The organism is Campylobacter sp. BCW_6468, from assembly GCF_001762865.1.
In the GTDB taxonomy this organism is placed as follows: Bacteria; Campylobacterota; Campylobacteria; order Campylobacterales; family Campylobacteraceae; genus Campylobacter_D; species Campylobacter_D jejuni.
Window position 1 is genome coordinate 1 of sequence record NZ_MJXQ01000026.1, and the last position, 597, is coordinate 597.

At 23.3% G+C, this 597-nt stretch carries 1 protein-coding gene; it reads left to right on the top strand.

The window, feature by feature from the left end; genetic code table 11:
* Positions 1–78: 78 nt before the first annotated feature.
* Entirely contained in the window at positions 79–582 is a 504-nt protein-coding gene (locus tag AJ889_RS02635) for a hypothetical protein (protein ID WP_070293233.1), read from the top strand.
* Positions 583–597: the final 15 nt, after the last annotated feature.

Genomic DNA, 597 nt, shown 5'->3' on the forward strand with positions numbered 1-597 from the left:
CTTTATAGTAAGGATTTTATCACTAAGCTTGATTTTAAAGATAAAGCTTATAATGTGCTTTATAATACAGGAGTTTAAATGGGAGAAGATATTACATTTTCTATTTTTTGGGGTTTATTTGGATTTATTCTTGCTTTTACTAATATAAAATTTTATCTTACAACTTTAAGTGTTCTTGTTGTCTTTTCTATTTTAAATTATTGGATTAAAATTAACATAAAAGAATTTGTAAAATCTTATTTTTTAATATCTTTTATTATCTTTTTTATGGCTATTGTTATCATATTTTATCTTAGCTATGATCTTGAATTTTATAAATCGCTTGTATTACTTGATCCTCCAGAAATTGAAAAATTATCACCGCAAGAATATAGAGTGCGTAATTATTTTAAATTTTTAACCTTTGCAACTATGTTTTTTTTAGTAATCACATTTATCATATTTCCTTGTTTATTACAAGCTTATTTATTTAAATGTTATAGCACAGGAGAAAAACGCAAAAAATTAAGTTGGCTTATAGGGTTTGTGTGTAATATCTTTTTATTAATTGCGAGTGTGTATGTGGTATATGAAAATCTTTAAAGACTATCAAAAATT

Excerpts from the sequence above, each read along its gene's own strand:
- AJ889_RS02635 (WP_070293233.1), top strand. The coding sequence starts at position 79 with ATGGGAGAAGATATTACATTTTCTATTTTTTGGGGTTTATTTGGATTT.